The sequence below is a fragment of the Flavobacterium sp. genome (genome assembly GCF_013822155.1).
Lineage (GTDB): Bacteria > Bacteroidota > Bacteroidia > Flavobacteriales > Flavobacteriaceae > Flavobacterium.
Window position 1 is genome coordinate 33984 of sequence record NZ_PNJW01000018.1, and the last position, 15234, is coordinate 49217.

10 protein-coding genes and 1 pseudogene are annotated in these 15234 nt (G+C 33.5%); 6 read left to right on the top strand and 5 right to left on the bottom strand.

The annotated features are described in order from the left end of the window. Positions 1–2: 2 nt before the first annotated feature. The gene (locus C0512_RS06560; protein WP_290859888.1) at positions 3–920 is read left to right on the top strand and encodes an alpha/beta hydrolase-fold protein; all 918 of its coding nucleotides are present in this window, start codon (positions 3–5) and stop codon (positions 918–920) included. 167 nt (positions 921–1087) lie between these two features. Beyond that, complete coding sequence (locus C0512_RS06565; protein ID WP_290859890.1) at positions 1088–2761, top strand: hypothetical protein; 1674 nt, start codon at positions 1088–1090, stop codon at positions 2759–2761. A 62-nt stretch (positions 2762–2823) separates the two neighbouring features. Here the strand turns inward: C0512_RS06565 and typA are convergent, their stop codons facing one another. Further along, positions 2824–4620: a translational GTPase TypA gene (gene typA / locus C0512_RS06570; protein WP_290859892.1), complete on the bottom strand. Its 1797-nt coding sequence runs from the start codon at positions 4618–4620 to the stop codon at positions 2824–2826. A gap of 208 nt (positions 4621–4828) precedes the next feature. Here typA and dnaX point away from each other — a divergent pair, with 208 nt between their 5' ends. After that, entirely contained in the window at positions 4829–5914 is a 1086-nt protein-coding gene (gene dnaX / locus C0512_RS06575; protein WP_290859894.1) for a DNA polymerase III subunit gamma/tau, read from the top strand. Between the two features lie 10 nt (positions 5915–5924). On the opposite strand, the gene C0512_RS06580 is transcribed toward dnaX, so the two are convergent. Then, entirely contained in the window at positions 5925–6170 is a 246-nt protein-coding gene (locus tag C0512_RS06580) for a hypothetical protein (protein WP_290859896.1), read from the bottom strand. Between C0512_RS06580 and C0512_RS06585 the strand changes: the two genes are divergently transcribed. Further along, a complete protein-coding gene (locus C0512_RS06585; protein WP_290859898.1) occupies positions 6160–6552 on the top strand; it encodes a DNA polymerase III subunit gamma/tau in 393 nt (130 codons plus the stop codon). The genes C0512_RS06580 and C0512_RS06585 overlap by 11 nt on opposite strands. Here C0512_RS06585 and C0512_RS06590 read toward each other — a convergent pair. Genes C0512_RS06590 through C0512_RS06600 form a run of 3 tightly spaced genes read right to left on the bottom strand, consistent with a single transcriptional unit; the run spans position 6549 to position 10070 of the window. Then, the gene (locus C0512_RS06590; protein ID WP_290859900.1) at positions 6549–7439 is read right to left on the bottom strand and encodes an exopolyphosphatase; all 891 of its coding nucleotides are present in this window, start codon (positions 7437–7439) and stop codon (positions 6549–6551) included. The genes C0512_RS06585 and C0512_RS06590 overlap by 4 nt on opposite strands. A 20-nt stretch (positions 7440–7459) precedes the next feature. Continuing rightward, positions 7460–9586 carry a polyphosphate kinase 1 gene (gene ppk1, locus C0512_RS06595; RefSeq protein WP_290859901.1) on the bottom strand — a complete coding sequence of 709 codons (2127 nt, stop codon included), beginning with the start codon at positions 9584–9586 and terminating at the stop codon, positions 7460–7462. Continuing rightward, positions 9579–10070: a histidine phosphatase family protein gene (locus tag C0512_RS06600; RefSeq protein ID WP_290859902.1), complete on the bottom strand. Its 492-nt coding sequence runs from the start codon at positions 10068–10070 to the stop codon at positions 9579–9581. The genes ppk1 and C0512_RS06600 overlap by 8 nt, the downstream gene beginning before the upstream one ends. Positions 10071–10623: 553 nt before the next feature. Between C0512_RS06600 and C0512_RS06605 the strand changes: the two genes are divergently transcribed. Both C0512_RS06605 and C0512_RS06610 read left to right on the top strand, forming a co-directional pair. Continuing rightward, on the top strand, positions 10624–11199 hold the full coding sequence (locus C0512_RS06605) for a hypothetical protein (protein WP_290859903.1): 576 nt from the start codon (positions 10624–10626) through the stop codon (positions 11197–11199). A gap of 39 nt (positions 11200–11238) precedes the next feature. Next, positions 11239–15234, top strand: a pseudogene (locus tag C0512_RS06610) (hypothetical protein); the annotation flags it as partial.

Consider the following 15234-nt stretch of genomic DNA (forward strand, 5'->3'; position numbering starts at 1 on the left):
TTATGAAAAAAACAATTGTTCTGTATTTATTACTGTTTAGTTCAACCCTAAGTTTTGCTCAAGTTACGCAAGTGTGTGCCGGTAATATAGAAATATATCAAAACTTTGCTTCAACCTTTGTAGCTCCCAGAAACGTTAGTGTTTGGCTCCCGGAAAACTATTACCCCAAAAAAAAATATGCTGTTTTGTATATGCATGATGGCCAAATGCTTTTTGATTCGACTAAAACTTGGAATAAACAGGAATGGGGAGTGGATGAATGTATAACTAAACTTTTCCGGCAAGGAAAAATTAAAAATGTCATTGTAGTAGGAATTTGGAATACAGATAACACAAGGCATCCTGAATATTTTCCTCAAAAACCATATGAAAGTTTATCCGCAAAAGAAAAGGAAACTGTTTCAAACTCACTACAAAAAAGTGGAATTAGTGTGCCTTTTAAACCATTTTCAGATAATTACTTGAAATTCATAGTCGAAGAACTTAAACCTTTTATTGATAAAACCTATTCTACCCGAAAAGAAAAAGAAAACACGTTCATTGCCGGATCTAGTATGGGCGGACTCATATCAATGTATGCAATGTGTGAATATCCAGAAGTTTTTGGCGGAGCTGCCTGTATTTCAACCCACTGGCCTGGAACTTTTGAAACAAGTAATAATCCCATTCCAAATGCTTTTATCAACTACCTGAAAACCAATTTACCCGATAGTAAATCACATAAATTTTATTTTGATTTTGGCACTGGCACACTTGATGCAATGTATCCTCCCTTGCAAGCAAAGGTAGATGAAGTAATGCAAAAAAAAGGATATACAAATAATAACTGGATAACACAAAAATTTGAAGGAGCAGAACATTCCGAAAATGCATGGAGAGTACGTTTGCACATTCCTTTTGAATTTTTACTTAAAAAATAGTTTTTTATAATAGACAAACCCATTTTAGGACGCTTTTTAGCGTCCTTTTATTATTTTAAGGAGAAAGTTATTAATTATTTATGTTGAAAAATAATGTTTCGTTTCTAAAAAGTAAAATGTAAAATCTTTACTTTAGTTCTAGCTAAAAATGAACAACCCTTTTATCCATGAAAAAATATTTTTCTTTTAAATTCTCATTTCTATTTTCTACTCTTTTGCTCATTTTAATCAGTGAATCAGGATTTGCTCAGTTAGCGGTTCCTTTTAAAGTGAGGTATCAATCTCATGTAAAAGGTGACATGACAATCATTGCAAATACAATTGTAAATAGAACAGATTCAAAAAATGCTACATCCGAACCTTATAATGATATTTCAGAAAAAGCAAAATTGAATGATGAATTCGAAATGGCTTATATTGATATAGATAACGATGAAACTACTTTTAGTTCCAGTTCAGCCCAATTAAACCTAACTACTTCCACTCCCAAAAAAGTTATTTATGCCGGTTTATATTGGTCAGCATTATATAAATATGAATCCGGCATGAGAGACAAAAAATGGAACTACATTGCTGTTGATAACAAAAGAACATCTGTTAATGAAATCAAATTTAAATTACCCGGAAAATCAGACTACATTGACATTGTGGGGGAAGTTTTATTTGACGGATTAGACGTAAAAAACTTCAAAGAAAGTGCTCCTTATGCAGCTTATGCTGATGTAACACGTTATATTCAAACATTAGAAAATCCTAATGGCGATTATACCGTTGCAAATATTAAAGCTACTCAAGGTATTATCAGCGGTGGTGTTGCCGGTGGTTGGTCATTATTTATTGTTTTCAAAGACGACAGTGAAACTGAAAAATTCATCACTTCTTTTGATGGATTTGTTGGAATTACAACCCGACCTATTGAAATTTCATTTACCGGATTCAGCACTTTGCCCGAAGGAAAAGTAAATGCCAAACTAGCCTGTGCCGCTTTAGAAGGCGACCGTAACTTAACCGGTGACCAATTAGAAATAAAATCCGGTGATAATTTAAAATTCAGTTTGCTTAGTCATCCTTTAAAACCCGCCGATAATTTTTTTAACAGCACTATCGTAATTAATGAGGATTATTTTGAATTAAGAAACCCGAATAGTTTGAATACATTGGGTTATGATACTTGTTTATTACAAATTGACAATCAAAACAACGCGATTATTCAAAACAACAGTACAAAAGTATCGTTAAAATTAAAATCATCCGGCGACCGCTATTCCATGTTTTTTAGTGCTTTTAATGTTGAAGTTAGTGATCCACTTAAAAAAATTGATTCGGCCGAGTTAGTTTCAATAGAAAAAAAACAGATTGAATTAACGAATAATACAGAAATTAATCCTAAAACTGAACCAACAACTATTGCTACTCCAATTGTAGAAGAAACAAAAGCAACAGACAGACCGGTAAGAACATATTACAGCATTATGGATATGATTCGGGAAAGTGAAAAAATGAATTCTGAAACAGTTACTGCTAATGGCAAAAAGAGAATCACTGTTTTACCAGGAGCTGATGTTTTGATTCCAAGACAGCAAAAAGGATATTATGTTATTGCCAATGTTTTTGCAAAACCTTCTAATACAAACCGATTTGTTTCGTTGCTAAAAAATAAAGGATTAGAACCGGAAATTTTATATAATCCAGCAACTAATTTACAAAGTGTATATTTAGCCAGATTCAATAATTGGGAAGATGCCTTATCATTCTACTATTCAAATGCAGATGGAAAATATTTTGATGATTTGTGGATTATGTTGGTCAACACATCAACCGGGACAATTTTAGAACCTTAACTAAAAACAAAAACCATCAACTTTCGCTGATGGTTTTTTGTTTATTTTAAAATCTAACTTATCTAGATTTTAAATCGTTTTCTATCGTTTTCTGTCAAATAAATTTTTCTCAAACGAATAGATTTTGGAGTTACCTCAACATATTCATCTTTTTGAATGTATTCTAACGCTTCTTCTAATGAGAAGATAATCGGTGGAATAATTCTTGCTTTTTCGTCATTACCTGATGAACGAACGTTAGATTGTTTTTTCTCTTTCGTTACGTTTACACTCATATCATCACCACGAGAGTTTTCTCCAATTACCTGACCTTCATAAATCTCGGTATTTGGTTCAACAAAAAACTTACCACGATCTTGCAATTTATCAATAGAGTAAGGAATAGCTTTTCCTTTTTCCATGGAAATTAATGACCCTTTGTTACGTCCGGCAATTTCTCCTTTGTAAGGTTCGTAGCCAATGAAACGGTGAGCCATAATTGCCTCTCCAGCTGTAGCGGTTAACAATTGATTACGCAATCCAATAATTCCACGTGATGGAATATTGAATTTTACAATCATGCGTTCACCTTTAGTCTCCATACTCAGCATTTCACCTTTACGCATAGAAACGAACTCAACCGCTCTACCTGAAAGAGTTTCCGGTAAATCAATTGTTAATTCCTCAATTGGTTCACATTTTTGACCATCAATTTCTTTGATGATAACTTGTGGCTGACCAATTTGCAACTCATACCCTTCTCTTCTCATTGTTTCAATAAGAACAGATAAGTGAAGTACGCCTCGACCAAAAACCATAAACTTATCAGCTGAATCAGTTTCACCTAACTTCATCGCTAAGTTTTTCTCTAATTCTTTTGTTAAACGATCTCTAATATGACGAGAAGTTACAAATTTACCTTCTTTACCAAAGAAAGGAGAGTCATTAATTGTAAATAACATACTCATTGTAGGCTCATCGATTGCGATAGTTTGCAACGCTTCAGGGTTTTCGAAATCAGCAATAGTGTCTCCAATTTCAAATCCTTCAATACCCACAATCGCACAAATATCTCCGGCGATAACTTCTGTTACTTTTTTACGACCTAATCCTTCAAAAGTGTGTAATTCTTTAATTCTTGATTTCATTACTTTACCATCTCTTTTTACCAAAGAAATTGGCATTCCTTCTTTTAAAACACCTCTTTCTAAACGTCCAATTGCAATACGACCGGTGAATGAAGAGAAGTCAAGTGAAGTAATAAGCATTTGTGGTGTTCCTTCAGAAACTTTAGGAGCAGGAACATTAGCGATAACCATATCTAATAATGGTTCTATATTTTCAGTTTGATTTCTGAAATCATCAGACATCCAATTGTTTTTAGCAGAACCATAAACAGTAGGGAAATCTAACTGCTCTTCAGTTGCACCTAATTCAAACATTAAGTCGAATACTTTTTCGTGCACTTCTTCGGGTGTACAGTTTTCTTTATCTACTTTATTAATAACCACACATGGTTTTAATCCTAAATCAATTGCTTTTTGTAAAACAAATCGTGTTTGTGGCATTGGCCCTTCAAAAGCATCAACTAACAAACAAACACCATCAGCCATATTTAATACACGCTCTACTTCACCACCAAAATCGGCGTGACCGGGAGTGTCAATAATATTAATTTTTGTGCCTTTATAAACTACAGAAACATTCTTAGAAGTAATGGTAATACCACGTTCTCGCTCTAAATCGTTGTTGTCTAAAATTAAATCACCGGCGTTTTCGTTTTCACGAAACAAATGACAGTGATACATGATTTTGTCAACCAACGTAGTCTTACCGTGGTCAACGTGGGCAATAATTGCAATGTTTCTAATTGATTCCATCTGTGTTTTTTTCAGGGTGCAAAGGTACACTTTATTTCTACATAAAAAATTTTTAGTTAAAACATTGGGAGATTTAACGTTAAGGTAATAAAGTGATCCGCAATAGTTTTTTGTTAATCAATAACTAAAACAGTCACTATAAACTAAATTTCCCTCTCCCCTTGCCAATCGAAGATTAAATTTTATATTTGTCATCCAAACCTTTTTCATGGAACAATTTGTTGTATCGGCACGAAAATACAGACCTCAAACGTTTATTGACGTGGTGGGACAACAAGCCATTACTAACACTTTGCTTAATGCGATTGAAAGCAATCACTTAGCACAGGCTTTGCTTTTTACCGGTCCTCGGGGTGTGGGAAAAACAACGTGTGCCCGAATTTTGGCTCGTAAAATTAACCAACCCGGTTATGATGATCCAAATGAAGATTTTGCCTTCAATGTATTTGAATTAGATGCTGCCTCTAACAATTCCGTAGATGATATCCGCAACCTGATTGACCAAGTTCGCATACCTCCTCAAACAGGACAATATAAAGTGTATATCATTGACGAGGTGCATATGTTATCCTCTTCTGCTTTTAATGCTTTTTTGAAAACATTGGAAGAACCGCCACGACATGCTATTTTTATTTTGGCTACAACCGAAAAGCACAAAATCATCCCTACGATTTTATCCCGTTGTCAGATTTTTGATTTTAAAAGGATAACCATAAAAGATGCTAAAGAACATTTGGCTTATGTAGCCGAAAATCAAGGGGTGACCTATGAAGATGATGCTTTACATATTATTGCTCAAAAAGCAGATGGTGCCATGCGGGATGCTTTATCAATTTTTGATAGGGTAGTTTCCTATTGTGGGAACAACTTAACCCGTCAAGCTGTTACCGAAAATTTAAATGTACTTGATTATGAGTCATATATTAATGTAACTGATTTTATTTTAGAGAATAAAATTCCGGAACTGTTGATTACTTTCAATGATATTTTGGCACGTGGCTTTGATGCTCATCATTTTATTCAAGGACTAGCTTCTCATTTCAGGGATTTATTAGTTTGTAAAAATCCGTCTACATTAGTTTTGTTAGAAGCCGGTGAACAAGCTCAAAAATTATATGGCATTCAGGCTCAGAAATGCAGTCAGGATTTTTTGTTAAAGGCTATTGAATTAGCAAACGATACTGATTTAAAATATAAGGTCAGTCAAAACCAACGTTTATTAGTTGAACTTTGTTTGATGCAATTGGGCTCTATCACTTTTGATGGAGAAAAAAAAAAGTTAATGACTATATAATTCCTCCTTTTCATTTTTTAGGCAAATTAGGAGCAATAGAAGTTCCTATTACTTCAGTAGAGATTGTCCCAACTGTCCTAGACGTTAATTCCACGCAAAATACCGAAACAAAAGAAGAAACAATTGATTCAGAAATTATCAAACCTAAAATTGATATCCCGGTAATTTCATCTTCAGAACCAAAAGTTTCTGCATTTTCATTAGCTGGTATCAAGCTGAAAAAAGAATTAGCGGAAGCCCAAAAATTGGTTATCAAAGAAACTGTTCAGTACCCAACAGAAGCCTTCAACGAAACAGATATGTTGTTGCAATGGAATAAATTTGCCTTAAAATTAGAGGAAAAAGGGCAAATGATTATGCATTCGTTAATGTTGATAAATGATCCAAAATTAGAAGGAACAAAAATCATTCACGAACTACCCAATGAAGGCACAAAACTTGAATTTGAGCGAACCAAAAATGAAGTGCTAGGTTACTTACGTGGCATGTTACACAATCACGATATTGATATTGAATTAGTTGTAAACGAAAAAATGGAAAATCGCAGGGCTTTTACACCACAAGACAAATTCAATCGATTGAATGAAATTAATCCGAATTTAGAGTTGTTAAGAAAGACGTTTGATTTGGATATTTAAATCTTTCCATAATACATCGCCTTTACAATTCCATCCGAAAGTCCAATTTTAGGAACATATAAATGGCGGGCTCCACTCCACTTCATCGCATTTAAGTAGATTTTTGTGGCCGGTATAATTACGTCGGCTCGGTCAGGATTTAAGGCCAGTTCTGAAATACGTTGTTCATAGGTCATATTATTCAACATCGTATAAAGTGCATTCAAATTCAAATAAGACAATGGTTTATCCTGCTGTTTACCGGTCATTTTAAACAATTTATTAATGTTTCCACCGGAACCAATCATGGTAATACTATCAAAAGGTTCAACTTGAATTTTAATCCATTTTTCAATTTCTGTCCAAACCACTTCGTTCACCATATTGTGCAACATCCGAACCGTTCCGTTTTTAAATGATTTTGAAGCAATTATTTTTCCATTATCAAATATTGAAAACTCAGTGCTACCACCACCAACATCGACATATAAATATGTTTTGTCGGTTGAAATATATTCCTTCAAATCAGAAGAAGCAATAATGGCAGCTTCCTTTTTTCCGTCAATTATATCAATTTTCACATCGGCTTGTTGTTGAATAATTTCAACAATTTCAGTATTATTGTCAGCTTCACGCATGGCAGAGGTGGCACACGCTTTATACCTTTCTACTTTATGAATATTCATCAATAATTTAAAGGCTTTCATAGCATCAATCATTCGGTTTATATTTTCATCTGAAATTTCACCGATTGTAAACACATCCTGCCCTAAACGAATTGGCACACGAACAAGTGAGCTTTTGTTAAATTGGGGTTCTTTTCCATCTTGTTCTACGATATTAGAAATCAACAAACGCATGGCATTTGATCCAATATCGATTGCTGCATATCTTTTAATTGTAATCATGAAACGTACTTAATTTGGGGTTATAAATGTTCTGCTGTTACTTCTAATTGATTTCTATAATAATTATAAGTTTCAATTTGAGCTCTGAAAACCCGTTCATTTTCATCTCGAACTCGGTATTTATTATCTAGTTTTTCAGAATGAAATCGGGCTTTCACATTCCCTTTCCAACCCACATCAAAACTTTCAATCAGTTCAAGTTTAATATTTTCATCATATATAGGACAAGTAACTTCAACACGGGCGTCAATATTACGTGTCATGAAATCGGCTGAGGAAATATAAACTTCCGGCTTACCATGATTACCAAAAATAAACACGCGGGAATGTTCTAAAAAATTATCAACAATACTAATAGCTTCAATGTTTTCGCTCATTCCTTTTATACCAGGAATTAAACAACAAATTCCTCTGATGATGAGTTGAATTTTCACACCTGCTCTACTAGCATCATATAATTTATCAATCATTCTTGAATCAGATAAACTATTCATTTTTAGTTTAATGTATGTTTCTTTTCCGGAAAGAGCATACATTATTTCACGATCAATTAATTTATAAAACTTATTTCTGGTATAATGCGGAGAAATAATCAAATGTTTATAGCGATGTACTCTATAGTTAACTTCAAAAAAATCAAATACTTTATCAGCATCTTTTAAAATTTGTTGGTGACTGGTAAATAAAGTAACATCTGTGTATACTTTAGCCGTTGATTCATTGAAATTTCCGGTAGATATAAAACCATAACGCTTCACTTTTTTGTCTTCCACTCGTTCGATGACACATATTTTACTGTGGACTTTTAACCCTTTTACACCAAAAATCAAATTAATGCCTTCGGTTTGCATTTGTTCTGCATAGGAAATATTGCTAGCTTCATCAAAACGGGCTTGTAATTCAATTTGCACGGTCACTTTTTTACCGTTCTTGGCAGCATTAATGAGTGAACTAATGATTTGAGAATTTTTTGCTAACCGATAAAGTGTGATTTTTATACTGACTACTTTAGGGTCAAGAGCGGCTTCACGTAAAAACTTAATTAAATAAGCAAACGATTGATAAGGTGCATTTACTAAATAATCCTTTTCATTTATTTTTTGCAAAATGCTGCCTTCCAGCCCAAGTCCATCTACCGGTAATGGTGTTTTTGGTTGATATAATAAATCGTACCGTCCTAAATTTGGAAAATCCATATAATCGCGACGATTGTGGTATCTTCCCCCGGGAATAATACTATCGGTGGCATCAATATTCATTTTTTCCAAGAAAAACTTCAGCGTATCTTTGTCAATCGATTGATCATAAATAAACCTAACCGGCTCTCCTATTCTTCGATCTCGTACACTTTCAGATATTTTCTCGGCAAAAGATTTACTAATGTCGCTATCTATTTCCAACTGAGCATCACGTGTAATTTTTATCATATGAGCCGAAATACTTTCATAATCAAAAATATTGAAAATACTACTTAGGTTATACCGAATCACATCATCTAATAAAATGATATATTGTTTTTCACCATTAGAAGGTAAAACCACGAATCGATTCACTGTTTTTGGAATTTCTATGACGGCATAACGAATATCTTTTATCGTTTTTTTAAACCTTAAAAAGGATGATGTTTCCGTTTCAGAATCAGGCTTCATCACTAATTTGACAGCCAAATAACCCGATGTATCCTTCAATAATGGAAATTCCGCTAAATCATTTAATATTATTGTCACTAATGCAGGACTAACTTTTTGAATAAAAAAATCGTGAATATAATTCTCTTGGTCTTTTGTAATTTCTTTTTCATTAATAATAAAAACACCTTCTTTTTCAAGTTCTTTTTCAATTATATTCAAAATACGCAAACTTTCAGATTGTTGTTTAATAACAATTTCTGTTATATCCTTTAAAAGTTGTTGAGCAGTAATTCCGCCTAAAATTTTTTCACCCGTTTCACCGGCTAACGATAAACGTCGGATTGCAGCAAAACGAACCCTGAAAAATTCATCTAAATTATTGGAAAAAATTCCTAAAAATCTTAGTCGGTCTAATAAAGGAACTGTCGGATCTGCAGCTTCCTGAAGAACTCTAGCGTTAAAACATAACCAACTTTTTTCTCTATCAATATAACGGTATTCAATTGCTTTAATCATATTTTAAATCTCTTGGAAAAAGTATTTTTGTTGTTTTTCCTGCTTTGATTTGAGACCAACTTTCTTGTGGGAAGGAAATCGACACAAATCCGGCAGTAGGAACATTGTCAATAAAAATATCTCCAAATTTATTAACAAATTCTGTGATTGCCTCATTATGACCGAAAAGAATAACATTTTCATAACTATCCTGACAAGATTTTATTGTTTTTTCAAGTTTTGAACCATCAAAGGTGTAAAGCTCATCTTTAAAAACAATACTTTCTAAAGGCCATTGCAAATTTTGAGCAAAAATAACAGCTGTTTCAGCTGCACGTTTTGCTGTACTACTCCAGATAATATTTGCCTTAGGCAAAAATGCACCTATATTTTGCGATACCAAATGAGCATCCTGAATACCTCTTGGAGCCAAAAATCTTTCTTTATCGTGAACCGGTGCTTCCCAACTGGATTTTGCATGTCGAATTAAAATTAAGTTTTTCATCCCGAAAAAATTTAAATTTAAACATAAAATTATTTTACAATTTAAGCATTTATTTCAATAATTGAAACAATTTTCAAATTGAAATTAAATATTGTCTATTAAAAGTTGAATTTTAACAATATTCCTATTTTTTTAATCTAGTTTTCTTTCATAGATAAGTTATAAACATATTATCAACAATCAAAAAAACATATTTAAAAACTGTTTTTTCTTACAGAATAATTATTTTAACTCACTTTATCGTCAAAAAAATGCATTTTATCGATAAAATATTTTTTTTATTCAAACTTTCATTTTACATTCGTCTAGAATTTAAGAATTAATTAACTCTAAAATTCGTCAAAAATCAATTTAAGAATTAAAAAAACAGTAGTTATTTAATGCCAAATTAATCTATGAACTGCATCTGTTGTGTAATTTATCGAGTATTTTGGTTAGTCACGGGAAAAATGAGCAATAACGTAAATTAGTATATAGCTTAGCTCCCGTTAATTGAATAGCCTGTAGAAGGTGAAAAAAATTAACAAACCCAATTCAACCTAATTATTTAATTATGAAAAGAAACCTAATTGTTTCTGTTGCCCAACAAGAAACTAAAAGCAAGATGAGGGAAAATCTGTCCCAATTCTTTTTGAGTTTTCGTAACTCAATGAATGTCAAAGTACTTATATTATTAGTACTACCTCTTATTAGCTTCGCACAAAATGTTAAAATTGAAAATGCTGATGTTTTTTTTAAATCAGCACAATTATCAAATGTGTCGAGAAGTAACGAGATAAATCAAATCAAATCTTTGATTAAAGATTTACACACTTCGGTTTATTTGGAAAAAGGCAGAGTGAATACTTATGGCGAATCTCCAAAATGTTTGTTTACAGATGTAGAATCTATTTCACTTCTAAAAGACTTAAGAACAGACTTAAGTTCAATAGAAATTGTAACAATCAATATAAAAAGTCAAAAAGATTTAACTGCCATAATTGATTTAGATACATTTTTAAGTTATCCATCAATCAAAGTGATTCATTTGAATGTACATTTTGATTGTACTGCGGATATGTTGTATCCAATGATAAAATATGTAAAATCAAACTACACTATTTTATATAGTGTTGAAAAACCTTCCTAACATTCATTTAAAGGAAATTAATCCGATAAAGATTATATCATGAAGAATATTTACTCAAAACTAAACCTAAACTCTAATTACCTACTACTAATTTTATTAGTATTTATTGGTAATTTGTATGTGGTTAATGCTCAGATAAAGGTTCCCTTTACACAGCGAACGTCAATTTATACCCCTGGCAAAACCATTTACAATGTAAAAGGTGATTTTACCATGATTGGTAATACCAACCTTACACTAGTCAATTATGGAGACGAAACCTCTAACAATAACAACATGCAATATGTTGATATTGATGGTGATTCCAATACTTGGAATTCTTCGTCCTCTAATTTAACTTTTTCAACTGAAAATGGTGCAGATCCTGCCTGTTCGAATATTGTTTATGCAGGTTTGTATTGGACCGGTAGAGCATCTGATGGTTCAAGTAGTCCTAACATTTTTACTATTGAAAAACAAATACCGGGTGGCACACAAACCATTAATCAAAATTATACGGTTGGACATAATCAAGCTATAGCAAATACAAGCTATACAATGACAGTAACCAGAGATAATCCAACAAACACAAATCGTAGTCCAATTTATACTTTTACAAGTGGATCAACTACCTATGTGTTTAGATTTACAAATAATACGGGTGCAAACCGTGTTACTCTATCTGTAAATGGCGGAACTGCTGTAAATGTTCCTGTTAGTTATACAACATCAGGATCAACAGGAACAGCAACTCTAACTACACCTTATGTAATTGCAAATGGCACCGTTAATCTTAGAATTAATAGTTTAGTTCGTGATACAGCAACCAATTTATCAACAACAAATACAGAAACAACTTCATTTGCAAATGTAAATGTTGCCGGAACTATTATTGGCACCACAACAGTTACAAAAACATTTGACAAAAGAAAAGTATCAATAAAAGGCCCTAACTCAGCAAGTTATACCCTTTTAACAGCTGACGATGACGATATATATTATCCTGTCAATGGTGATGGATTTATGTATTCCGGCTATGTAGAAGTAACCGATTATGTTAGAACAAACGGAATTGGTGCTTATACAGTAGCAGATGTTGCTTTAATTGAAGGTAATGGTGGCGGAACCGGATACTACGGTGGATGGGGATTAATAGTCGTTTATGAAAATGATAAAATGAAATGGAGAGATGTAACTGTTTTTGACGGTCACTCTTATGTTGCAGGTAGTGTTACTGCTGATTTTGAAATTCCAGTATCTGGTTTTAACACAGCTCAATCTGGAGCTATCAACATGAAATTAGGAATGATGGCTGGTGAAGGTGATCGCGGAATTTCCGGTGATTATTTTCAAATTAGAAATTATCTTGATACAAGTTGGGTAACGCTAAACCATGGAGGAAATAGCACAAACAACTTCTTTAATTCATCCATCTTTACCGGAGGAAATACTAGAAATCCTAACATTTTAAATAATACAGGTTTAGATATTAGTATGTTCAATATACCTAATACAGGAAACTCTGTAATAACTAACAATCAATCTTCTACCCGCTTTAGATATGGCACAACACAAGACACCTATGTTATTTTTAACTTAACAATGTCTGTTGATGCTTATGTTCCTGAAACAGAAGGTATGTTGTCAATCATTAGTATTGGCGGAGTTCCCTTTAATCCCGGAGACTTAAGTAGTGCACAACCGGGTCAAGAAGTTGAGTTTGGTATAGATATTAAAAACCTTGGGACTGAAGCGGTAAACAATTATAAATTAGTTATTCCAATTCCATTTACTTCAACATATGTTCCTGGAAGTTTAAACACATCTATATTTTTCTCACCAGATCCAATTCCTAATAATTTATATTATGATGCAAATCTTGGAGCTACTGGTTCATTAGTATGGGATTTTGGAACGTTACCATTACCCGCTAATCCTCAAACATTATTAGCTTCTTTACGCTTTAAATTAAAAGCAACTGAAAATTGTGCCATACTGTCTAATCCTGACTGTGTTAACAGTATTATTGTTTTAGGTAGTACTTCTGGTACTGGAAACATTACAGGAACCCCTTTTAAAGACAGAGGATTAATCTTAGGATATGATAATTCAAATGGAAGTTGTCAAGGTCAACCAATTCCTCAACCTCTTGGAGTAGGCATAAATGCTGGTGCTTTTGTTGCTCAAAATTGTCAAGATATACCGTTAATTAGAAATTTTTCCTATTGTAATGTAACAGAACCTATTCCTGCTTCACAATTAGCCGCACAATTCCCTCCGGGAACTAAATTCTATGCTACATATCCTGTTACAACACCGGAAATCACATCATTTCCTGTAACTCCTGGTATTACAACTACCTATTATGGTGTAATTCCTAATAGTAACGGATGTCATTTTGAATTTACCATGTCGTTTTGTGGAGAAATTATTGCTATCAACGATACTATTAACTCCGTAGAATGTATAACAAACGGATTGATAGGTAATGCTTTAGTAAATGATTCTGTAAACGGTGTTCAAGCTTCAGCTTCTAATGTTACATTTACTGTAGATTCTGGAAGCAATCCAAATATCACATTTGATGCCCAAGGAAATATTTCAGTTACCGCTGGAATAGCAGCTGGTCAATACATTTTTGGATATACTATTTGTGAAATAATGAATCCAACAAATTGTATTTCAGCAACGATAACAATAAATATAGTTGACACCACTGAACCAACAATTGCAGCGTTACCTGCAGAATCTACAATTAATTGTCCTGCCACGCCTGATTTTGCTCAAGCTATAGCAAATGATAGTTGTGGAACAGTAACATTATCCTTTGTAGATGTTCGAACAGATGGTGATTGTGCCGGTTCTTATTCTATTACCAGAACATGGACAGCCACTGATGCTTCAGGAAATACTTCAACTGCATCTCAAACTATAAATGTTCAAGATGTTTCAGGTCCAGTTATTGCAGATTTACCAATTGAATCTACCATAAATTGTCCTGCGGTTCCTCAATTTACACAGGCAACTGCTACAGACGAATGTGGATCTGAATTTACATTAAGTTTCACAGATGTTACTACTAACGGTGCTTGTGCCGGTTCATATTCTATTACAAGAACTTGGACGGCTACGGATACTTGTGGAAATTCATCTACAGCAACTCAAACTATAAACGTACAAGATATTACGGCTCCAGTTATTGCAGATTTACCGGGTGAAACAACAATCAGTTGTTTACCATCTATTGTAACAAGATTTAGTTTGAATTTTGTTGAGGCAACGGCTACAGACGAATGTAATTCTGAGTTTACTTTAACTTTTAATGATGTAAGAACAGATGGTGATTGTGCAGGTTCATATTCTGTAACTAGAACATGGACAGCTACGGATACTTGTGGAAATTCTTCTACTGCTTCACAAACAATAAATGTAGAAGACATAGTTGCTCCTATTATTAATGCTCTTCCTGCTGAATCAACCATTCAATGTCCTGCAGTTCCTGAATTCGCACAAGCAACAGCTTCTGACGAATGTGGCTCAGAATTTTCGCTTAGTTTTAATGACATTACTACTTCAGGATCATGTGCCGGTTCATATTCTATCACTAGAACTTGGACGGCTACAGACACTTGTGGAAATTCATCTACAGCAACTCAAACAATAAATGTTGAAGATAATACTATTCCTGTTTTAGTAAATCAGGGTACCGATACAACTATTAGTTGCCCTTTAACTCCAGCTTTTACAGCTCCTACAGCTTCTGACACATGTGACTCTGCTCCGGTAATTAGTTTTACTGATGCGACTACTGCTGGCGATTGTTTAGGTACTTCAATAGTAACTAGAACTTGGATTGCAACTGATGCTTGTGGCAATGTTTCTAATCCGGTAAGTCAGACCATCACTGTTCAAGACATAACTGCTCCTGTTACTCCTGAAGCTCCTGCTGCTCTAACGCTTGCTTGTGCTTCTGAAGTTCCTGCAGCTGTTTCTTTAACAGCTACTGATAATTGTGCCGGTGAAATCACTGCTTCCGGTGTTGATACAATCGCAGCT

Excerpts from the sequence above, each read along its gene's own strand:
- C0512_RS06560 (WP_290859888.1), top strand. The coding sequence starts at position 3 with ATGAAAAAAACAATTGTTCTGTATTTATTACTGTTTAGTTCAACCCTA.
- C0512_RS06565 (WP_290859890.1), top strand. The coding sequence starts at position 1,088 with ATGAAAAAATATTTTTCTTTTAAATTCTCATTTCTATTTTCTACTCTT.
- typA (WP_290859892.1), bottom strand. The coding sequence starts at position 4,620 with ATGGAATCAATTAGAAACATTGCAATTATTGCCCACGTTGACCACGGT.
- dnaX (WP_290859894.1), top strand. The coding sequence starts at position 4,829 with ATGGAACAATTTGTTGTATCGGCACGAAAATACAGACCTCAAACGTTT.
- C0512_RS06590 (WP_290859900.1), bottom strand. The coding sequence starts at position 7,439 with ATGATTACAATTAAAAGATATGCAGCAATCGATATTGGATCAAATGCC.
- ppk1 (WP_290859901.1), bottom strand. The coding sequence starts at position 9,586 with ATGATTAAAGCAATTGAATACCGTTATATTGATAGAGAAAAAAGTTGG.
- C0512_RS06600 (WP_290859902.1), bottom strand. The coding sequence starts at position 10,070 with ATGAAAAACTTAATTTTAATTCGACATGCAAAATCCAGTTGGGAAGCA.
- C0512_RS06605 (WP_290859903.1), top strand. The coding sequence starts at position 10,624 with ATGAAAAGAAACCTAATTGTTTCTGTTGCCCAACAAGAAACTAAAAGC.